The organism is Imperialibacter sp. EC-SDR9, assembly GCF_902498805.1.
In the GTDB taxonomy this organism is placed as follows: domain Bacteria; phylum Bacteroidota; class Bacteroidia; order Cytophagales; family Cyclobacteriaceae; genus Imperialibacter.
Genome location: NZ_LR701589.1, coordinates 1 through 19,840 on the forward strand (window position 1 = coordinate 1; position 19,840 = coordinate 19,840).

The window sequence follows — 19,840 nt, forward strand, 5'->3', positions numbered from 1 at the left end:
GCAGTTTTTTCATGAAAACCATCCCACTCCAGGGGGTGATTTCTTTGTCAGTAAAGGCCAGTTTTAAGTCCATCTGCCATGTAAGTTAAAATGACACGGAAAATCGTGCAATTGTGGTCGAAAAAAAAACAACTCATAGCATTGATAATCAGTGATTTAAAACCTAAAAACCCTAATGGCGGCCATTAGAAATTAAGCCCTAATGACAATTCTGGGATAAATGCTGTCATAAGTGAACGGGTTGTTCGGCTTTTTAACACTTGTGTGGCCAACTTCCCTCATGGGCAAGATGCCGTTGTTTGTAATTAAGCAGCTCCTGGAAAGACTAATAAGAAAAGCTTAGCCTCTCAAAGGCCCCATGAATGAAAAATCTTAGTAAACGCTCCATTTTCCGCATTGTTTGGTTTAGCCTGGTAGCTATCTTCCTCACCTGGAACTGGTCGACTTTCCAGTCACGAAACCTCCCAGATGGCACCTTAGAAACCAGCCCTGCTATCAACGTTATCAACAGGAACGATGAGATCGTTTTCACACCAACCCATTCGGCCAAGCAGCTGGAAGTGATTTTTTTTCAGGGAGGCCTGACTGATCCTACAGCCTACGGGCCTTTGTGCAGAAAGCTGGCCGAGGGTGGGTTCACAGTTCACCTCATCAAAATGTCGTTTCGGCTGGCACAGTACGACTACCAGAAAATTTCAACCATGTTTGACCTGGCATCAGGCAAATATGTAATCGGCGGACACTCACAAGGAGGCAAAATGGCTGCGCAGTTTGTTTACGAAAACCCTCAGCTCATGACTGGCCTTTTTCTGATGGGCACCTCTCACCCAAGAGACATCGACCTTTCGCCAAGAGCAATACCCACCATGAAATTTTATGCAGAAAATGACGGCCTGGCAAGTGTAGCCGAAGTGATGGAAAATAAGAACAAGCTTCCTGCCAACGCTGAGCTGATCCTGATCGCCGGTGGCAATCATTCGCAATTCGGTCACCTTGGCCAACTGCTTGGCGATGATGCTGCCACCATTTCAAGGAATAAGCAACAGGGCATTCTAACAGAAAACCTGCTGCGGTTTTTGGATGAGTTGGACAGTGGTGGCTGATGGCTTATCACTGAACGGCCTTCTATGACCATACATGAAACTTTGCCCTAACCGTGCTGGAGATTTCAGGCAAAGGCTTTCCAACAAGAGACCCCCAAAGCGCTTACTCAGCAGTGATTTGGTATTAGCGCATCCAGTCTCATCGGGACGCCATATTGGTACCACCACAATCCTACACAACCCAACCGACGAGTCCCGCAGGGACGGCATATCGGTACCAGAAGACATGGAAAAAGCCACAATTCCCGCAGGACACCACGCAATGGCGCCGACGAATCTATTTTTACAAGAAATGACCACACCTCACAATCCCTCTTTGCTTTAAAAGCAAGCCGGCTTACTTTTGACTAGATTCACTTGAACAAAGAACCGAACCCACCGCCATGAAAAGAATTAGCCTTTGTCTCCTCGCAGCCTCCCTCCTCGCCTCCTCCTGCTCCCAGCAAAACAAATCGGACGACACTAAGCCCCTTCCCCGTATCGCCATCGCAGGTCTTGCCATTGAGTCGAGCACCTTCTCCCCTGCACTTACCGACGAAGAAATGTTTCGGGCAAGGGTAGGCAACGACGTTTTTTCTTTCTACTCATTTCTCAATCCGGACTCGCTTTACAGAAAAAGAGCCAACTGGATTCCTACCCTCAGGGCCCACGCCATTCCCGGCGGCGCCGTGACGAGGGAAGCCTACGAATCGTTGGTGGGCAAAACGCTGACCATGCTGAAAGACAGCCTGCCTTACGACGGCCTTTTCTTCGATATCCACGGTGCCATGAGTGTGGTGGGCCTCGACGATCCCGAGGGAGATTTCATCACCAGAGTGCGGGAAGTGGTCGGCTATGAAACAATCATCTCCACGTCGATGGACCTCCATGGCAACGTATCAAAAACGCTGGCCCAAAACGGCGACGTCATCACCTGCTACCGCATGGCACCTCATGAAGATTCGAGGGAATCGGACAAACGGGCGGTGGAAAACCTGCTGGAGAGGATTGAAAGCGGCAAAGGCAAGCCAGCTTATAAAGCATGGATTCCGGTGCCAATTTTGCTGCCAGGCGAAAAAACCAGCACCAGGGTTGATCCCGGCAAAAGCTTGTATGCCAAAGTAGCTCCGGCGGCTGATCAGGAGGGCATTGTGGATGCAGCCATCTGGATTGGCTACGCCTGGGCCGACGAGCCCCGCAACCACGCCGTGGTGATGGTGACCGGCGACGACAAAGCCAAGGTCACCAGCACCGCTGAGTCATTAGCTAATGCCTTCTGGGAGGTAAGAAATGAGTTTGAGTTCATCGCCCCTACAGCGACACTAGAAGAAAGCCTCGACATGGCCATTGTCAGCGACAAACATCCCTTCATGATCAGCGATATGGGCGACAACCCCACAGCAGGTGGCGCAGGTGACGTGACATGGACGCTGGCCCAAATACTCGCCCGGCCAGAGTTCAAGTCAGCAGATGGCCCTTCTTTGATCTACGCCTCCATTCCCGGGCCTGAGTTCGTGGAGAAGGCAGTTGCGGCTGGTGTTGGCGGCAAGGTATCCGGCACCGCAGGGGCAGCGGTTGACGCTCGTTTTTCACCCCCTATTCAGCTCACCGGAACAGTAACCGCCATTGAAACGGGAGACGCCAGTGCGGAGACAGAAGTAGTGGTGAAAATTGGCAGCGTGAGCGTGATAGTGACTAAAAAGCGGAAGCCCTACCACAGGGAAAGCGACTTTACCAACCTGGGGCTCAATCCCCGTGAATCAGACATTGTAGTGGTGAAAATCGGCTATCTGGTGCCGGAGCTTTACGATATGCGGGCCGACTGGATCATGGCGACGACCCCAGGAGGCGTCGATCAGGACCTCGAAAGGCTGGAGTTCAAAAGAATCAACAGGCCAATGTTCCCATTCGATAAGGACATGGAAGCTCCGGATTTGAGTGCACAGCTGATACCGCTGTCGGGGAGTAAGTAATTGAATCAAGGCCGGGGGAGATTGCCGGGAAAGCTGTTGCAGGCTCAAAACGTTTCCCAGAAGAGATGATAGAGCCGAATTATGCCGCCAAAGTAAAGTTGCCTCCATCAACAAGTGCCTCCCGGTTAAAATCTCGCCGAAATCTTGTCATTAAATCACCGTCTTCTGTTCATTCCGGGAGTTTTTTCGGATATTCACGTAAATCATCATTTCTAGTCTGAGCTAAAGATTGCAACCCCTGAGTTCTTGCTTGCTTGGCCAAGCTATTATTACCTTGATGTCTCATTTTTTATCCTTGCGAAACTGCAGCGAGACTTTGATGGGCAGGTTGTGATACAATGCTAGTAGTAGATTAAACTTTCTCTCAAACATTAGACAATGATTTTTTCTCGTTTCACAACAACAATTTTTGTATTGGCCCTTTTTTCATGCAGCCCCAAAACGCACTTCACCGGCTATGTAGAAAAGTCAAAATCAACGGTGCTGTATCCTTTTGAAGCGATCTACGCTGAGGGTGCCTATTCCCTTGCCGGCAACGAGCCCCTTAAAACTTATGATTTCCTCGACTGGGATGATACAGTGCAGCTTAAAGGCGGCACCTTGCTGCTTGCCCACTACTCTGGTAGCTTCTTCGAGTTCCAGGGCGACACGACCATCAACATCGAGCCATTCAATTTAAAAGCAGGTTACGAAAAGCCCGGTTACCACTTTGACAACCATGACGGTGTTTCTGGCGACAGCAGGCCCACACTCCGGCATTTGTTTGAAACAGATCAGCACCACGAAATATACGACGCCAACATACCCTACCTTCAATTTTCGCATCCACAGCCCTTTAATCTAAAAGTCGGCCCAGTGCAGGAAGTGTGCTTGAGGTGGTGGACCCGAAATCCGAACAGCCAGTCGAATGAATACCAGCTCAGTATTTTGAATGAGAATAGCGAGTTGCTTGGCACCAAAATAGTAAAGGGCAATACCTACAAATTGAACGTCAGGCAGTACGCCAAAAGCGGTGAGTCTAATCGTTTTCAATTAACCGTTCGTGAAATGGGTGAAGGGCTTAAGTCGGCGAACAGCATGACGATCATCATCGACAAACCCAACCGGGCGCTGGTTGATGTTTGCGACATAAAAACCGCCATTACCGCATTGGAAACCGCCTATCATCTCGAGTACCAGGGAGACACGTATGGTGCGCTTAGCATGCATGAGCTCGCAGCAAGCCTTTCTGATCAAGCCATCTACAACGAACTGTTGGTAAATTTCAAGAAGAGATATGGGCTTTAATTTTCAGCCGCAGCTACTCGCAACCTGAACCCGGAAATGTAAAACCGCCAGTATGATTCAGTTGAGCTTTCCCTCCCTGCCGGAAAGCTTTGGCTTTTTCCAGAGAAAACTCAGGCATGCCAAACCTTATAATTCACTCGTCAACTACAGCAATTTCCAACAACCATACTGATGGTTTTAGCTTTCAAAGGTGTTATATTGTCCAATCCATTGACTATATTTTTGAAAGCAAAAAAGACATATAAATTAACCTTTGGCATTGTTCTCCGCAAAAGCATTATTTCTATCTCTATTCTATTTCCTGTTATAATAAGCTGTACAGATCCATTTAACCCATCCGTCGATGCAGAAACAGCAGACCTTTTTGTGGTAGATGGTTTTGTCAGTGCTACAGACTCCACCGCCATTGTCACTCTTTCACATTCCAGGCCATTGACCTCCCGTGGCGTTTTCATCCCAGAAAAAAACGCCCGGGTGATGATTGAATCCTCCGAGGGAGAAAGTTTCTCCCTGCAGGAACTGGATTCGGGTAAATATGCGTTGCAAAACATACCCGTTAACAAAACAGCTTCCTACACCCTGCGAGTGCAGACTGCATCCGGTGCAACCTATACCTCCGAACCTGTCACTGTGAGAAGCACTCCTCCCATCGACAGTCTGACTTACGGTCTCTCGAATGACAAGCTGGGGCTAAGTATAAGGCTGAACACTCACGATGACACGGGGAATTCCCGGTACTATAGCTGGGAGTATTCAGAAACCTACGAGTATCGCTCTTATTTCAATTCTGGTTTTACCTTTGAAAACAATCAACCTGAGCAAAGAACTGCTGAAGAGGCAGTCAATATATGCTACCTCACGGTTCCGTCCACCAGAATACTACTGGGCACATCAGCGGCACTTGCCGAAGACGTTATTCAGGGAGAAGAGCTTACTATCATACCAAAATACTCCCCAAAGATATCCGTTCGCTATAGCATATTGATCAAGCAACGAGTACTTAGTGCAAAGGAATATGACTATCTATATCAACTTAGGCAGGTAACCGAGAGGCTAGGGACATTCTTCGATCCTCTGCCAGGTGAGGTGATTGGCAACATAAGCCGGGACGGTGGAAGCTCGGAAATGATCCTCGGAAATTTCAGCGCAGCAGAAGTATATGAAGAACGCTTTTTCATAAACAAGGGTGAATTGCCTCTCGACCTTCAGGCATCCCCAATTACCAAAGGATGTCAATTGGAGTTTACATGCGATATCAGAATACCAAGAACAACCCTCCAGCCTCCCTGCGTCTTTCTCGAAGACATTAGCGACAACGCCATGATAATAGAGGCAGCTTATGATTTAATGGGCAAGCCCTACGCTTATAGCTTTGCACGTGATTATTGTGGAGATTGCAGAACGCAAGGCGGCATCACCACCAGGCCAGATTTTTGGTAAGCACCTCAATGCTCCGCTCTTAATGTTTAAATGAGCTCATGTGAAATTGACCCCCTCAAATCTCGTCTGATCTGTTAACTTTAATACCATGAAAAGACTTTTGCTCCTCCTTCTTTGCGGCTTACTGGTTCAAACTGCTTTCGCCCAGGAAGCCGACCTCTCCCACCCTTCTCCCAAAAACCCTCCGAAAGAAAAAGGCGACTTCAAAAAGACTGATCTCGTGGAGCTTGTTTCGCTGGATCCCAGTATCAAACTCGACATCCGATACGCCACCGACAACAACCTCGTCGGCCGACCGGTTTACACCCAGGCCAGGGCCTTTCTCCAACGACCAGCGGCGGAGGCACTGGCTAAAATCAATGCTTCCTTGAAGGAAAAAGGGTTAGGACTGATGGTATTCGATGGCTACCGTCCCTGGAGTGTGACGAAAATATTCTGGGACATCACACCAGTGGAAGACCGCATCTTTGTAGCCGACCCCAATCAGGGCTCCCGACACAACCGGGGCTGCGCTGTTGACCTGACCCTGTACGACCTTGCCACAGGCCAGGAATTAGAAATGACAGGAGTGTATGATGAAATGACCGAGCGTTCTTACCCCGACTATGCCGGTGGCACCGAAAAGCAGCGCCAAATGAGAGACCTCCTCCGCTCCGCTATGGAAGCAGAAGGCTTTACAGTGTATGAGTACGAGTGGTGGCATTTCGATTTCAACGACTGGCGCAGCTATCGGATCACCAATGTGCCCTTTGAAAAGCTAAAGTAACCTTAGCGGCCGGGATATTGGCGGCCCTGAAATTACCGCTGGCACATACTGTGGCCGGACCTACCATTGATATTTGCTCCTCGTAACATATTCCGTTAATCCATTGTACTTTTTAGCATCGAACGGCTACTTTTACATTGTTCTTTCCGTGCTACCAAAGTGGCACTGAGCAAACGGATGCAATAACTACCAATCAATTGTTAAAGAAACATTTCCTCATCGTGGTTTCTTTGTTCCTGCTGGTATCAACTACGGAATTTCTGTGGATGGAAAGCTTGTATGGAAAAGATGATTTGTTCGGGGTAGAGTCTGAGCTGGGCAATCAGCTGGAGGAAAAGTCAAGCCTTTCGTTGCTCAAACTTAAGCTCTTCGACATGGGCGGGGCCAATATTGGCAATGCACCGCAGCCATTCAATTTTGATATTCCCTTTTTTGTGCCGTCAGAACACCCTGCAAAATCCGTCGAGGTCGCTCCCGATCAAAGGCTTTACCTTCTCTACTGCCAGCTAAGGCATCACTGCTAATCCTCAAGGCCTCTTTGAATAGCATCGGATGCACCTGCCCGTGAGGCAACGCATCTCCGAAGTATTCTTCTACCCCACTACTCACTGTGCGGGTATCGGCAGGCCAGCCGCATCCACAAGTACCATTTCTTATTATTCATTGACTAGCAATTATCATTCAGGAATATGAAAATCCTCAAAGTTTATAGCAGCACACTACTCATCGTTTTAGGTACTTTAAGTTTATCAGCACAAAATCAGCCCGTGTTCTCCAACAACCAGTTGAAGTTCAACATGAATGAAGATGGGAGTCATTACATCCAAATGACTGGCCTGCTGCAAACCTGGTTCAGGGGTACGCAAATGAACCCTGGCACAACCATCAGCGGCTATTCAAAGGATAGCTACACTGACTTAAGCATCAGAAGGCTTCGCTTTCAAACTTACGGACAGCTCACCGACAGGGTGTTTTTCTACGCACAGTTTGGGCAGAACAATTTTAACTTTCACTCCAATAAATATGACGGAGCATTTTTCCACGATGCCATTGGTGAGTTTGCCCTCATCAAACAAAAGCTAAGCATTGGTGGCGGATTGACCGGATGGAGTGGTCTGGCCCGCTATGCCTCTCCGAGTGTGGCCTCCATTTTGACTTTAGACGCTCCCCTCTACCAGCAGGCTACCAACGGCGTCAATGACCAGTTTCTACGCAAGCTTAGTCTGTACGCCAAGGGACAGCTGGGAAAACTAGATTATCGTATAGCCTTGTCGCAGCCCATGACAGTTACCGGGGCTACCTCAGCACCCACAGGCACTCAGTTTACTTTTTCAAACGAGCCACCAAAAAAACAACTACAAGGTTATGTCAAGTACATGTTTCTCGATAGCGAAAGTAACCTAACACCTTACTCGGCAGGCTCCTACCTGGGCAGAAAAAGCGTATTCAACATAGGTGCGGGTGTTATTTTCCAGAAAGATGCCATGTGGGCCCTCAATGGTGCCGGCGCAACAGTTCACAGCAATATGGCACTATATGGCCTCGACGCTTACTACGACAAACCAATATCTGAAACAGCCGCCATCACAGCTTATGCAGCCCTTACCAACTATGACTTTGGAAGCGGCTACATCAGAAACATAGGCGTAAACAATCCGGCCACGGGCTTAAACGCCCCCAACCCTGGCGGCGCAGGCAACGCCTTTCCGATGGTTGGCACCGGCAACACAGTGTACGCTCAACTGGGATACCTGTTTGGTCAGAATATGATCACAGAAGGTGGGCAGCTGCAGCCGTTTGCCGCAGTGCAACTGTCTGGCTACGACCACACAGCCGACAAACTGACCATGTTTGAATTAGGCGGCAATTACTTTATCCATGGTTCGCACAGCAACAAAATAAGTGCTGTATATCAAAACAGACCAGTATTTGTTGCACAAGGTGGAGAAAACATAAAAGACGGTAGCAAAGGCATGTTTGTCTTACAATATCAGGTGAGCTTTTAGCATGGCTTCCTCAATGAGAGTTGGAACAATTTAGGTTAGGTTGGTACAATAAAGAACCATAGGTTGGTTACTTGATTGTCTTATTTTTCAGTTTACAGTTTACAGTTTGATGAGCGGCGGGCCTTTGGTCCGCCGTTGATTTTTCATACTGGCCAGCTAGAGGCCGTCCTTGCTTTGGGAGCGATTTATTGACCGCTTAAAAACCCAGCCCAAGCCAACAAAGCTCACCACAAGTAATCCAATCCATAGCAGCGAGAACAGGCTCCCAGTGGCCAAAGCCTCCATTTGCATGCCTATGGCCACAGCCATCACTGTACGGGGAAGCATACCAATCAACCCGCCCACCAAAAAAGGCTTTATCCGTATACCCGTATAGCCAAGTACTACGTTCATGATAGCAAATGGAAGCACTGGCGAAATGCGACACATAATCACCAGCATAAGGTCGTTCTTTTTTAAGCCGTCCAGCACGGCGGTTGAGCGTGGATAAGCATCAAAAACAGCCTGAACAGCTTTTGCCCCGATTAACTGCGACGTGGCATAACCAAGTAAAGACGCCAGCATATAAGCAGGCACGAGCAACCACAAACTTTCGAAGCCCAAAAAGTAGCCGCTAAGTGCTGCCACAAACGTGGTGGGAGTAAAAGCAAAGGCCATGGTAAAAACAGTCAGCAAAAAGAACCAAGCCCACTCCAACTGCGTTAGGCCAGTGAGCCATTCAGCATGCTGCCAGCTTTGATAACCTGAGATGGTGCTAAAAATAAGTGGCATGGCCGCCATCCAAAGAATAAGCACCAGGGATGCGGGACTGCGGCGAATGATTTCTCGTACAAGCATTTGAAAGAAGCTGACTAAACCTAACTTTGCGGCACAAGTAACCACATAATACCCAAATAATTCATTTTATATGCAATTCGGAACCAAAGCTATTCACGCCGGCGCAGAGCCAGACCCCTCCACAGGAGCCATTATGACTCCCATCTATCAAACCTCCACTTACGTGCAGGAAGCACCGGGCAAAAACAAAGGGTATGAGTACGCCCGCTCTCAGAACCCAACCCGTGAGGCGTTGGAGACAGCCCTTGCAGCGCTGGAAAATGGCAAATTTGGTCTGTGCTTCAGCAGTGGAGTTGCCGCCACCGACGCCGTTATCAAGCTGCTGGCCCCCGGCGATGAGGTGATAGCTGCCAGCGATATGTATGGCGGCACCTACAGGCTGTTTACCAAGGTCTTTGAAAAATTTGGGATCAAGTTTCACTTTGTTGACATGCAGGATGCTGCCAATATCAGCAAATACATCAATGCCAACACAAAGATGATTTGGTTAGAAACGCCTACCAATCCACTGATGAACATCGTGGACATTCAGGCAGTGGCCAACCTGGCCAAAGGTAAAAACATCATTGTGTGCGTGGACAATACCTTTGCTTCTCCGTACCTCCAAAACCCGCTTGACATGGGAGCCGATATTGTGATGCACTCTGCCACCAAATACCTCGGAGGCCATAGCGACGTGATCCACGGCTGTCTGGTCATGAACGACAAAGACCTGAAAGACAAGCTCTACTTTATACAAAAGAGCTGTGGTGCGGTTCCCGGCCCTCAGGATTGCTTCCTGGTGCTGCGTGGCATCAAAACACTGCACGTACGCATGGAACGCCACAGCGAAAACGGTGAGAAGATTGCACATTTCCTGAAGAACCACCCAAAAGTGGGGAAAGTATACTGGCCGGGTTTTGAAGACCACCCTGGTCACGCCATTGCCAAAAAACAAATGCGCAGCTTTGGAGGGATGATCTCCTTTACCTTAAAAGACGAAACAATAGCGGCAGCTAACAAAGTGCTGAGCTCCACTAAACTTTTCTCGCTAGCAGAAAGCCTGGGTGGTGTAGAATCGCTGATCAATCACCCGGCCAGCATGACACATGCGTCTATTCCCCGTGAAGAAAGAATCAAGAATGGACTAAGCGACTCGTTGATCAGGCTGAGTGTGGGCATTGAGGGTGCAGATGATCTGATCGAAGATTTGAGGAAGGCAATTGGATAAAAAATAGAGAACTCTCGATAGTTGATAGTCAACTATCGAGAGTTATTTTAGCTCCAGATATCTTTGAGATTAAACTTAAGTTGCGGGATCACACGACTGGAAACAATGCCGTTTTGCGAAAGAAATAAAGAAGGTTTATCGACGGAACCCAAAGCCTCCGAAAACACTTCCAACGTTTGATTAGCCGGGTCGACGATCCAGTATTCCTTCACTCCCATTTTTAGGTAAGCCTTCTTCTTGGTATACCTGTCAACATAGCTATTTGAAGGAGAAATTATTTCAACAATCAAATCTGGCGCCTTTTCGACACCCTTTTTTGTGACAGCACTAGCGTTTGATTTTGCTATATAGATCAGATCCGGTTGAAAAACATTCCTATCATCCACATACAAATCGATGGGTGAAAAAAAGACCTCTCCTGTGCTGGCTGCAAAGCTATCCAATACCTTGAACAACCTGCGAACGACACGTTGATGTTCGGGTGTTGGGGCGGGACTCTTAAATAATTCTCCATCAATTAACTGGCAAGGCGTAGCGCTTTCACCCAGTAGCTGATAGTCACTGGCAGTCCACTCTTTAGTCCTGTTGATCACTAAACCTTCCATAATGGTGTTTCTCAAACAACTATAAATATATCATTTACAATGAGTCAATAAAAACCAGCGAAGCAGCGGGCCTTCTAACCCAGAAAACACCTAATTCAATATCTTCTCCATCTCTTCCTGTCCCCTGCCTATCACGGCCACGCCATCTCTTACGATGATCGGGCGTTCGATAAGGATAGGGTCGTTGACCATGGCTGAAATCCATTGAGCACTTGTCAGCGTCTTGCCTTCATACTTCTCTTTGAACACAGGCTCCTTTTTACGCACCAGGTCTTCAGCTTTAATCCCAAGTTTCTCGATCAGGCCCCGCAACTCAACTTTGGTTGGGCAATTCTGGAGGTATTCCACAATCCTTACCTCTCCTCCTCTTTCGTGTAATATTTTCAGCGCCTCCCGACTGGCGCCACATCTTGGGTTGTGATATATGGTATGCATGTGTCTTTTATAATTTCTCTACTATCAAATTGTGGTTGGTGTAAATGCAAATGTCAGCAGCAATATTGAGCGCCTCTCTCACTATCTCTTCGGCTGTCAATTGTGGTGCGTGCTTCTTGAGAGCAATAGCAGCCGCCTGAGCGTACATGCTACCCGAGCCTATGGCTGCCACTCCGTTTTCCGGCTCCAGCACGTCGCCAGTGCCTGACACAACAAGGATTTCCTCTTTGCTGGCAGTGATCAGCATAGCCTCCAGTTTCCTGAGGTACCTGTCAGTTCGCCAGTCTTTAGCCAGCTCAATAGCACCCCGCTTCATATTGCCTCCATAAGCATTCAGCTTCTCCTCAAACCTATCGAGCAACGAAAAGGCATCGGCAGTGGAGCCCGCAAAGCCGGTTACCACTTTGCCGTCAAGCAATTTTCTGATCTTCTTAACATTGTTTTTAGCAACGGTGTTGCCCATGGTGGCTTGCCCGTCGGCTCCGATAGCAATTTCCCCGTTATGCTGAACCGCCAGGACGGTCGTTGATCTGATTTTTTCCATTGTGTGTATGATAAAGAGAAACCGCTTTTTAGGTGTGTTTAGTTTCCCTGATTGGTACAATAACCAAAAAAGCCAGCAAGTATGATACCCGCTGGCTTCGATGTGTCAAAAAGACAGTGTTTTATTTAAACCAGCAGTTTGATCGGATCTTCCAGGAACTTCTTCAATGTCTGCAGGAAGGCAGCACCCATGGCGCCGTCCACCGACCTGTGGTCACAGGTAAGGGTCACCTTCATGAGGTTGCCAGGCACAAGCTGACCGTTTTTCACAATAGCTGTTTCCTTAATGCCACCTACTGCCAATATGCAAGAGGCAGGTGCATTCAGGATAGCTGTGAACTCATCCACACCAAACATACCAAGGTTGGAAATACTGAAGGTAGCTCCCTCCCAATCGGTTGGCTGAAGCTTTTTGTTCTTTGCTTTCTGTGCAAAATCTTTGACCTCGGCAGAAATATGAGAAAGAGACTTATTGTCAGCAAAACGAACTACAGGCATTAGAAGCCCATCGGACACTGCCATAGCCACGGCAATGTGAATGTGCTTGTTCATTCTGATCTTATCGCCTCTCCATGACACGTTAACGTCAGGGTGTTGCCTCAGCGCAGCAGCTGTTGCCTTGATAACCATATCGTTGAAGGAAATCTTTACAGGCGAAATGTCATTCAGGCTTCCTCTCGCTTCAATGGCCTTGTCCATGTTAATTTCCATGGTCACATAGAAGTGGGGTGCGGTAAACTTGCTGTCAGACACGCCTTTGGCAATGACTTTACGCATTTGCGTCACGGGCACGTCTTCGAAGCTTTCTTCACCCACTATAGAGGGCAATACCACTTTGGGAGCCTCCTTGCCTGGTGCAGCAGCGGGTGCTGATGGTTGCGCCGAAGGACTGAAGCTTTCCACGTCTTTTCTCACAATTCTGCCGCCATCGCCCGAGCCAGCAATCTGACGAATATCGTATCCTTTATCCTCAGCCATTTTTTTGGCCAGAGGAGAAATTTTTATTCTTCCATTGTCAGACGAATGATCTGCCGTGGCCGCCTGGCTTGGAGCCGCTGGTGCACTTGCAGTACTTGAAGGAGCACTTGCTGCCTGGGGAGCACTTTCCTCAGCCGGAGCCGAACCAGCGCCCGCTTCATGTGCTTTCAGCAAAGTTTTGTAGTCAGCACCTTTTTCTCCAATAATAGCAATAACACCATCCACTGGCACAGAACTACCAGCTTCTACGCCGATATAAAGCAAGGTACCATCTTCATAAGACTCCAATTCCATGGTAGCCTTGTCAGTTTCCACTTCGGCAATAATGTCTCCAGCCTTTACAGTATCTCCTACTTTGCTCAACCATGAGGCAATGACTCCCTCCGTCATGGTGTCACTCATTTTTGGCATTGTTACCACCGTTGCCTTAATGCCTGAAGTATCAATTTTTTCTGCGGGTGCGCTGGCAACTGGTGCCGGGGTGGCACTCTCTGCGGCCTTTTCAGCAGCGCCGTTGCCTGCTCCTCCACTCTTCACATCTTTCAGCAACCCGTCAATATTCTCTCCCTTTTTGCCTATGATGGCAATGATTCCGTCTACAGGGGCGGCTTCTTTCTCCTTTACACCAATATAAAGGAGAGTGCCATCCTCATACGATTCCAGCTCCATTGTTGCCTTGTCGGTTTCTACTTCGGCGAGTATATCACCAGATTTCACTGTATCCCCCACTTTCTTCAGCCATGAAGCGATAACACCCTCTTCCATGGTGTCACTCATTTTTGGCATTCTGATTACTTCAGCCATTCGTTGTCCTTATTTATATCAAAAATAGCGTTATTGAAATTTTAATCACAACTATGCATTATCATGTTGCGACTCGTAAATTTATAAAATTGAGGCTTAGCCATGAACATATTAAATGATATTCGTTGGAAAATGTTTTGGTCGGCTAGCGAATCTACCTCAACATCAATTTACAAACGTGTGCATAGGTTCCCATCTTCCACGATATTAGCAATAACAGCAGCAGTATTCATGATATTTTTGAAAATTTATTGATCCGCCCAGCAATGTCGGTATTTCAGCAGCCCAGCTACAAAGGTTCCCTTCTTTCAATAAATAAACACTTCGAAACGATTTACCCTGCCCTTTTCAGAAAAGTATCCAATCCCCCTGCCGTGCGAAGGGAAAGGCTGGAAATGAAAGACGGTGACTTTCTTGACATTGATTATGCCATACAGCACACAGCAAATCGCAACCACAGGGTAGTAATTATCACTCACGGGTTAGAAGGCGACAGCAGCAGGCCCTATATTAAAGGGATGACCAAGGCCTTTTATGCCCACGGCTGGGACGTAATGGCATGGAACCTACGAGGCTGTAGCGGTGAGCTCAACAGGCTACCGAGGTTCTACAATAGCGGGGCAACCGGGGATCTGGATGCAGTGGTGGCCGAAGCCGTCAGCAGAGGCTACGCCGAAATTTCACTCGTAGGCTTCAGCCTTGGAGGCAACATGACCGTGAAGTTTCTGGGGGAGTCCTACGCTGACCAATATCCGATTGCATCGTCCGTGGCGTTTTCCGTGCCTCTTGACCTGGAGAGTTGCTCCATTGAAATAGATAAATGGCACAACTACCTCTACACCCGAAGATTCCTGAATACGTTGATTAAGAAAGTGGTTCGAAAAGCCGAAATTTTTCCCAAATCGTTCAACATTGAGGGCGTCCGAAAAATAAAAAGCATCTTTCAATTCGATGAAATAATTACCGGCCCCCTGCATGGCTACAAAGGCGCTATTGACTACTACACACGGTGCAGCTCAGCCCCGTTTGTGCCAAAAGTAAGCACACCTTTGCTCGTGGTCAATGCGTTAAACGACACTTTTCTTTCCGACAAGTGCTACGAGGAAAGCACCTTCAGCGCCAACCCAAACACTTTGTTGCTGAAACCCCGGTATGGCGGGCATTGCGGTTTTGCAGAGTTTCAAAACGGCAGCACTTACTGGTCGGAGCAGGTGGCTACTGATTTTTGCCTGCACCCCGAGCGGTGGCTTCAGGGCAAGTAAATGGCTCACAGTCAGCGTTACGGTCGTATTTTTACGGCAAATTAGATAGCTTTGGGAAAACCAATCATCGAATGAGTTCACGCTATACATTGAGTAAGCCACCGGAAGAAGTTGCCAGACGATTTAAAGCCGATGTGACGGACTCATATGAGCCGAGGTTTAACATAGCGCCGACGCAGCTCGCACCGGTTATTACCAGCGACTCACCGAAGGGATTTTCGTTTTTTTATTGGGGTCTCATTTCCAAATGGGCCAACAACAAAAGCATCAGTGAGAGGCTTTACATTACAAGAGCAGAGCAAATTCCCGAGAAAGCAAGCGCAAAAACCGCTCTGATGGAGCGCCGGTGTTTGATACCAGCTGATGGGTTTTACGATTGGAAAAAAGTGAGCAAGAAAGGGCAGGTACCCTACTACTTTTTTGAAAAGCAGCATCAACCTTTTGCAATGGCAGGTCTTTGGGAGGAATTTGAAGACGATGAAGGTGAGCAAATGCATTCGTTTACAGTGATCACCTGTGCTGCCAATCAGCTGGTAACGGAAGCCAGTGACCGGATGCCTGTCATGATTGAAAAGTCTCGTGAAAGCACCTGGCTGAACAAAGCTACGCCATTCCAGGAGCTGGTGAGCATGTTAACTCCCTTTCCGGCACTGCAAATGCAACGCCATCCTGTGTCATCAAGAGTTAATAATATAAAGTATGATGCACCTGATTTGATCTTACCGGCGGCGCCTTCGGATCAGTTCGGCAACTATACACTCTTTGACTAATTAACGATTTATCATTATCCTGAGACAATTTGTATCTTGAACAAGTTCGTATTCATAGCGTTTTGAAGAAGTATCAACCAACCCGATTTCTACTGTATTTGTATACCAGCATGAAAAATTCGATCTATTTACGCTTTACTTCACTAGCCCTCCTTGCAGTGGGTGTCCTGCTTCCTAATGCAGGTTCCTCACAGGGCAAGCACAGCACGTATGTGCGAGCGGAGGATTCCTTTTATGACGAGGAGTTGGAGACCGCCTTTCTGTTATTCAACGAATACCTGGCCGGATCACCCGACGACAGAAAGGCTCAATACTATGCCGAAATTTGCTCACTACTCACCTACTACCCCGCCAAACCACTGGATAAATTTCTTCAGTTCGAAGCGACCCTGGGTACCAGCGATAAATTTTTCTATTACTGGGCGGGAAGAATCTATGCAGCACGGTACGACTATGGTGCGGCCATAGAAGCCTGGCAGAAATTCCTCGACCTGAAGGCCTACAAAAGCAAAGTGATTACCGACGAAGCAAAGGCGTTTATTGACGATGCTATTGTTAAAAAATCCTTTATTGAGCTTCCGTCCACCTATTCAGTGCACCATTTGCCGGCACCTATAAATACGCTCAATTCTGAAGAGAACCCTATCTTGTTTGACAACGAAAGTAAGCTGATGCTTGCGAGCATAGGCAACGATGAGAGTGTCCGCCGAAGAAAGCAAAGGTCAACTATTTACTTTTTTGAGCGGCAGGGGAAAAACAAATGGTCGCCACCAGTAAGCTACCCGGCTTTCAAAGAAATGAAAGGCAACATCGTCAACCTTCAGCTTTTCGACAACGAAACCAAGCTTCTGCTCTACTACGAAGACAAGAAGGGTGACCTGTATCAATCGGAAAAAGTGAATGGTGTTTGGCAAAAGCCCAAGCCTTTAGATCAGATAGACCGAACAGGGATGCAGGTCAGCGGCTTTTTTACTTCCAATGGAGAGGTGCTTGTTTATACGGCAGAATCAAAAAAGCCCGACAAAGACATCGACCTTTATATGGTGACGAGGCAGGATGAAGGCCAATGGTCAGCCCCCACTGAGCTACAGGAGCTCAACTCTCCGTTTGACGAAGACAGCCCTTACATCACACCAGACGGTTCCACCATCTACTTTAGCTCTAGAGGCCACTCAAGTGTTGGCGGCTTCGACATATTCAAATCGGTACGAAACCCTACCACCGGCAGGTGGGGAACTCCGGAGAACATGGGCTATCCCATTAACACACCTGGTGATGAAATTTTCTTCAAGTTCAACAAAGACGGGAAAACTGGTTTCTTTAGTTCGGATAGGGCCGGCACAGTTGGCTTTCTCGATGCTTACCTGTTCGTAGAAGAAATCAAAATTCCGATGAAGGGCAGGGTAATCGCCAGCTCTACAAAGCAGCCTCTGGCAGGGGTGCTGGTGAAAGTAACGCCCGACAACCAGTACCTCAACACACTTTCTGCTGAAAGCAATCAGGATGGGGAGTTTGAGGTCTTGCTTACATCTGGATTTGACCAGGCATTCGACCTGACCTACATGGGGCTGCATGTTAAAACAGAAAGTATTTCAGTGGATCAGACAAGCCCCACGGACACGGTCAACAAAGTTTTTGACGTCGACTTAACCGAAACAATCCTTGCTCAGCAAACGCATCAACAGGGATTCCAGCAAGGCAAATCAACCATTCCAACCAAAACGACTACAAAAGTTGCCAGTGCAAGCGCCGAAACCACAGCTCCCGTTTCGGAATACACAGAGCTGAGTGACCTGGGAAAGAAATTCAGCAAAGGCAACAAGGCCATTTTGAGCAATATATACTTTGAGCCGGGATCCGATTATATCAGCTCTGCTTATACGCCCGAGCTTTTCGCACTGTTCAAGGTGATGAGCGAAAACCCTGAACTGAGAATTGAGATTGGCGGACACACCGACGCTTTGGAGGAAAAGACCAGCTCACAGAATTTATCGAAACTCAGGGCAAGGGCAGTGGGCAGTTACCTGATGCAAAGAAGAATATCGGAGGATAGAATTAAGGAAGTAGGCTATGGAGCCACGCAACCCCTGGCATCGAATGACAATGAAAAAGAAGGACGTGAGCTAAACCGCCGCATCGAAGTCCTTGTTATTGAATAGAACTTAAATTGTTTCGTTTATTATTCTTGTATAAATAAAACTCAACACCCAAATGAGAGCAAGCAAGATAGCAGGCATTGGCCACTATGTGCCCGACAATGTAGTGACCAACAAAGACCTTGAAAAGCTAATAGAAACCACTGATGAATGGATTCAGGAAAGAACCGGCATTAAAGAGCGCCGGTTTGTAGACCCAAAGTCGGATGAAGCCCCATCAACCATGGGTACCAAGGCTGCCCGGATTGCCATCAAAAACGCCGGTATCACGCCCGACGACATTGACTTCATCATTTTTGCTACCCTCAGCCCCGACTACTACTTCCCAGGCCCGGGCGTGATGGTGCAGGAGCAGCTTGGCATCAAAGAAATTGGTGCGCTGGATGTCCGAAATCAGTGTTCAGGGTTTGTTTACGCCGTATCGATTGCAGATCAATTTATTAAAACAGGAATGTACAACAACATCCTGGTAATAGGCTCCGAGCTCCATAGCAGCGGCCTCGACATGACCACCAGAGGGCGTGGTGTCTCAGTTATTTTCGGCGACGGCGCAGGTGCAGTGGTGATGCAGGCAGCCGACAAGCCCGGTCAGGGCATCCTGTCCACTCACCTTCATTCCGAAGGCAAACATGCGAAGGAGCTGGCGCTAATAGGCCCAAGTACCAAGCACTGGGTGGACAAGCTAATCGTCGAAAACGACCCCGAAGACATTAGCTACTACCCCTACATGAATGGCAACTTTGTGTTCAAGCACGCTGTAACTCGCTTTGAAGAGGTGATCAATGAAGCCCTGGATAAGAATGGCTTTAAGAGCACAGACATCAACCTTTTGATCCCGCACCAGGCCAACCTGCGCATCAGCCAATTCATTCAAAAGAAAATGGGCCTGTCCAACGATCAGGTATTCAACAACATCATGAAATATGGTAATACTACAGCTGCGTCCATTCCCATTGCGATGAGTGAAGCGTGGCAGGAAGGAAAAATAAAGGAAGGCGACTTAGTGTGCCTCGCTGCTTTTGGTAGCGGGTTTACCTGGGCATCTGCACTCATCAGATGGTAGAAGACGGGTTCTCTAAGGAAGAAATTGAGTTAATGGGCGACGGTGAACTACTGCTGCTCAAGCGCAAGGTGATTTCGAAGATGGCTGACCGATTCTCCAGGATTGAGGGTATATTCAGGCAAATAATGCGCAGTGAAAATGATCTTCATTTACCACCAGACACCTTACTAAAAGCAGGAAAGGTATCCAGAGGAGAAAACTATAAAGGCCTCCCCTATATCGTGCTGGACTACCCAAGGCTTATGACCCGCCACGACGTGCTCAATATCCGACTGTTATTCTGGTGGGGGCATTACTTTACCTTGTCGCTTCATTTGGGAGGCGAGTTTTGGAAGGAGAGAAAGGCAAATATTTTAAGGAACATTGGGGCACTTACTCTGGAAAATATTCGTTTCCAAATCGATGGTTCACCCTGGGAAAACGACATTTTCTCTGATAATTTTCACGAGTTAAACTCCTCAGACAGCGTGCAAACACTTTCAATTGAAAAATCCACCTTTTTGCGGCTCAGCCACTATTTACCTCTCAATGAGACACAAAATCTCGATGAATTCGCTACCAAAGGTTTTAAAAAATTTATGTCTATTTTAAAGGATTGAATAATCTAGCATTGTTTTTGAATG

Annotated in this window: 18 protein-coding genes; 13 read left to right on the top strand and 5 right to left on the bottom strand. The window is 47.7% G+C overall.

The features are described from left to right. The first annotated feature begins 362 nt into the window (after window positions 1-362). The 7 genes from GC130_RS16365 to GC130_RS16395 all read left to right on the top strand — a co-directional run bounded on the left by GC130_RS16365 (window position 363) and on the right by GC130_RS16395 (window position 8,554). The gene (locus tag GC130_RS16365) at window positions 363-1,103 is read left to right on the top strand and encodes an alpha/beta hydrolase (RefSeq protein ID WP_151999416.1); all 741 of its coding nucleotides are present in this window, start codon (window positions 363-365) and stop codon (window positions 1,101-1,103) included. Between the two features lie 383 nt (window positions 1,104-1,486). Beyond that, entirely contained in the window at window positions 1,487-3,055 is a 1,569-nt protein-coding gene (locus GC130_RS16370) for a M81 family metallopeptidase (RefSeq protein ID WP_151999417.1), read from the top strand. 378 nt (window positions 3,056-3,433) lie between these two features. Further along, window positions 3,434-4,342, top strand: a complete 909-nt coding sequence (locus GC130_RS16375) for a hypothetical protein (RefSeq protein WP_151999418.1) — start codon at window positions 3,434-3,436, stop codon at window positions 4,340-4,342. Between the two features lie 171 nt (window positions 4,343-4,513). Further along, window positions 4,514-5,782 (top strand): DUF4249 domain-containing protein, encoded by a 1,269-nt coding sequence (locus GC130_RS16380; protein WP_151999419.1) that lies wholly within the window; start codon window positions 4,514-4,516, stop codon window positions 5,780-5,782. Window positions 5,783-5,870: 88 nt separating this feature from the next. Continuing rightward, window positions 5,871-6,548 carry a M15 family metallopeptidase gene (locus tag GC130_RS16385; RefSeq protein ID WP_151999420.1) on the top strand — a complete coding sequence of 226 codons (678 nt, stop codon included), beginning with the start codon at window positions 5,871-5,873 and terminating at the stop codon, window positions 6,546-6,548. A gap of 197 nt (window positions 6,549-6,745) precedes the next feature. After that, window positions 6,746-7,072, top strand: coding sequence for a hypothetical protein (locus GC130_RS16390; protein WP_151999421.1), 327 nt, complete (start codon window positions 6,746-6,748; stop codon window positions 7,070-7,072). Window positions 7,073-7,237: 165 nt separating this feature from the next. After that, window positions 7,238-8,554 carry a hypothetical protein gene (locus GC130_RS16395; RefSeq protein ID WP_151999422.1) on the top strand — a complete coding sequence of 439 codons (1,317 nt, stop codon included), beginning with the start codon at window positions 7,238-7,240 and terminating at the stop codon, window positions 8,552-8,554. Between the two features lie 156 nt (window positions 8,555-8,710). On the opposite strand, the gene GC130_RS16400 is transcribed toward GC130_RS16395, so the two are convergent. Continuing rightward, window positions 8,711-9,391, bottom strand: coding sequence for a TVP38/TMEM64 family protein (locus GC130_RS16400; protein ID WP_151999423.1), 681 nt, complete (start codon window positions 9,389-9,391; stop codon window positions 8,711-8,713). A 70-nt stretch (window positions 9,392-9,461) separates the two neighbouring features. Here GC130_RS16400 and GC130_RS16405 point away from each other — a divergent pair, with 70 nt between their 5' ends. Further along, the gene (locus GC130_RS16405; protein WP_151999424.1) at window positions 9,462-10,601 is read left to right on the top strand and encodes a cystathionine gamma-synthase; all 1,140 of its coding nucleotides are present in this window, start codon (window positions 9,462-9,464) and stop codon (window positions 10,599-10,601) included. Window positions 10,602-10,648: 47 nt separating this feature from the next. On the opposite strand, the gene GC130_RS16410 is transcribed toward GC130_RS16405, so the two are convergent. From GC130_RS16410 to GC130_RS16425, 4 genes are all read right to left on the bottom strand, one after another. Then, on the bottom strand, window positions 10,649-11,221 hold the full coding sequence (locus tag GC130_RS16410) for a Uma2 family endonuclease (RefSeq protein ID WP_151999425.1): 573 nt from the start codon (window positions 11,219-11,221) through the stop codon (window positions 10,649-10,651). Window positions 11,222-11,296: 75 nt separating this feature from the next. Continuing rightward, the gene (arsC, locus tag GC130_RS16415) at window positions 11,297-11,641 is read right to left on the bottom strand and encodes an arsenate reductase (glutaredoxin) (protein ID WP_151999426.1); all 345 of its coding nucleotides are present in this window, start codon (window positions 11,639-11,641) and stop codon (window positions 11,297-11,299) included. A gap of 7 nt (window positions 11,642-11,648) precedes the next feature. Continuing rightward, window positions 11,649-12,185: an ATP-dependent protease subunit HslV gene (gene hslV, locus GC130_RS16420; protein WP_151999427.1), complete on the bottom strand. Its 537-nt coding sequence runs from the start codon at window positions 12,183-12,185 to the stop codon at window positions 11,649-11,651. A 125-nt stretch (window positions 12,186-12,310) separates the two neighbouring features. Beyond that, window positions 12,311-13,966 (bottom strand): pyruvate dehydrogenase complex dihydrolipoamide acetyltransferase, encoded by a 1,656-nt coding sequence (locus tag GC130_RS16425; protein ID WP_151999428.1) that lies wholly within the window; start codon window positions 13,964-13,966, stop codon window positions 12,311-12,313. 266 nt (window positions 13,967-14,232) lie between these two features. Here GC130_RS16425 and GC130_RS16430 point away from each other — a divergent pair, with 266 nt between their 5' ends. From GC130_RS16430 to GC130_RS16450, 5 genes are all read left to right on the top strand, one after another. Continuing rightward, a complete protein-coding gene (locus tag GC130_RS16430; RefSeq protein WP_151999429.1) occupies window positions 14,233-15,228 on the top strand; it encodes a YheT family hydrolase in 996 nt (331 codons plus the stop codon). Between the two features lie 71 nt (window positions 15,229-15,299). Further along, window positions 15,300-15,998 (top strand): SOS response-associated peptidase, encoded by a 699-nt coding sequence (locus tag GC130_RS16435; protein WP_151999430.1) that lies wholly within the window; start codon window positions 15,300-15,302, stop codon window positions 15,996-15,998. Window positions 15,999-16,108: 110 nt separating this feature from the next. After that, window positions 16,109-18,157 (top strand): OmpA family protein, encoded by a 2,049-nt coding sequence (locus GC130_RS16440; protein WP_151999431.1) that lies wholly within the window; start codon window positions 16,109-16,111, stop codon window positions 18,155-18,157. A gap of 52 nt (window positions 18,158-18,209) precedes the next feature. After that, entirely contained in the window at window positions 18,210-19,217 is a 1,008-nt protein-coding gene (locus GC130_RS16445) for a 3-oxoacyl-ACP synthase III family protein (protein WP_151999432.1), read from the top strand. Further along, on the top strand, window positions 19,211-19,816 hold the full coding sequence (locus GC130_RS16450; protein ID WP_151999433.1) for a hypothetical protein: 606 nt from the start codon (window positions 19,211-19,213) through the stop codon (window positions 19,814-19,816). The genes GC130_RS16445 and GC130_RS16450 overlap by 7 nt, the downstream gene beginning before the upstream one ends. The last annotated feature ends 24 nt before the right edge of the window (window positions 19,817-19,840 follow it).

Excerpts from the sequence above, each read along its gene's own strand:
- GC130_RS16365 (WP_151999416.1), top strand. The coding sequence starts at position 363 with ATGAAAAATCTTAGTAAACGCTCCATTTTCCGCATTGTTTGGTTTAGC.
- GC130_RS16370 (WP_151999417.1), top strand. The coding sequence starts at position 1,487 with ATGAAAAGAATTAGCCTTTGTCTCCTCGCAGCCTCCCTCCTCGCCTCC.
- GC130_RS16375 (WP_151999418.1), top strand. The coding sequence starts at position 3,434 with ATGATTTTTTCTCGTTTCACAACAACAATTTTTGTATTGGCCCTTTTT.
- GC130_RS16380 (WP_151999419.1), top strand. The coding sequence starts at position 4,514 with ATGGTTTTAGCTTTCAAAGGTGTTATATTGTCCAATCCATTGACTATA.
- GC130_RS16385 (WP_151999420.1), top strand. The coding sequence starts at position 5,871 with ATGAAAAGACTTTTGCTCCTCCTTCTTTGCGGCTTACTGGTTCAAACT.
- GC130_RS16395 (WP_151999422.1), top strand. The coding sequence starts at position 7,238 with ATGAAAATCCTCAAAGTTTATAGCAGCACACTACTCATCGTTTTAGGT.
- GC130_RS16400 (WP_151999423.1), bottom strand. The coding sequence starts at position 9,391 with ATGCTTGTACGAGAAATCATTCGCCGCAGTCCCGCATCCCTGGTGCTT.
- GC130_RS16405 (WP_151999424.1), top strand. The coding sequence starts at position 9,462 with ATGCAATTCGGAACCAAAGCTATTCACGCCGGCGCAGAGCCAGACCCC.
- arsC (WP_151999426.1), bottom strand. The coding sequence starts at position 11,641 with ATGCATACCATATATCACAACCCAAGATGTGGCGCCAGTCGGGAGGCG.
- hslV (WP_151999427.1), bottom strand. The coding sequence starts at position 12,185 with ATGGAAAAAATCAGATCAACGACCGTCCTGGCGGTTCAGCATAACGGG.
- GC130_RS16425 (WP_151999428.1), bottom strand. The coding sequence starts at position 13,966 with ATGGCTGAAGTAATCAGAATGCCAAAAATGAGTGACACCATGGAAGAG.
- GC130_RS16430 (WP_151999429.1), top strand. The coding sequence starts at position 14,233 with ATGTCGGTATTTCAGCAGCCCAGCTACAAAGGTTCCCTTCTTTCAATA.
- GC130_RS16435 (WP_151999430.1), top strand. The coding sequence starts at position 15,300 with ATGAGTTCACGCTATACATTGAGTAAGCCACCGGAAGAAGTTGCCAGA.
- GC130_RS16440 (WP_151999431.1), top strand. The coding sequence starts at position 16,109 with ATGAAAAATTCGATCTATTTACGCTTTACTTCACTAGCCCTCCTTGCA.
- GC130_RS16445 (WP_151999432.1), top strand. The coding sequence starts at position 18,210 with ATGAGAGCAAGCAAGATAGCAGGCATTGGCCACTATGTGCCCGACAAT.
- GC130_RS16450 (WP_151999433.1), top strand. The coding sequence starts at position 19,211 with ATGGTAGAAGACGGGTTCTCTAAGGAAGAAATTGAGTTAATGGGCGAC.